Source organism: Mycobacterium sp. NGS45 (genome assembly GCF_059812645.1).
Map to the genome: position 1 here is coordinate 1 of NZ_JCALDB010000068.1, position 330 is coordinate 330.

Below are 330 nucleotides of genomic sequence, written 5' to 3' on the forward strand. Positions count from 1 at the left end.
GCGAGTTGGTCGATGTCGCAGGTGTAGAAGGTGTCGGTGGTTGGGTCGTAGTCCTCGGGGTGCTCGACGTCGTCTTGGTCGTGTTGGGCGTAGAGGGCGTCGATCTCGGCGGCGGTGAGTTCGTCGTCGTCGGCGGGAGGGTCGACGCCCGGTGGGTCTGCGCCGGCGGTGTCGGGGGCGGCGTCGACGGGTGGGTCGGCGCCCAGGGGTTGGTCGGTCCCGGGTGGGTTGGCGGGGGCCGGGTCCACGGGTGGTGCTGGTTCCGGTGCTGGGTCCGGTGGGTTCGGTGGTGTGAGGAAGTCTTCGGGGTGGTGATAGGGGTTGGTGCGT

1 protein-coding gene is annotated in these 330 nt (G+C 70.0%); it reads right to left on the bottom strand.

Annotation, left to right across the window (positions count from 1 at the left end; genetic code table 11):
• On the bottom strand, nt 1-248 hold a 248-nt coding region (locus tag AC5Y3P_RS22365), incomplete at its 3' end, for a hypothetical protein (RefSeq protein ID WP_500048127.1).
• Between the last annotated feature and the right edge of the window lie 82 nt (nt 249-330).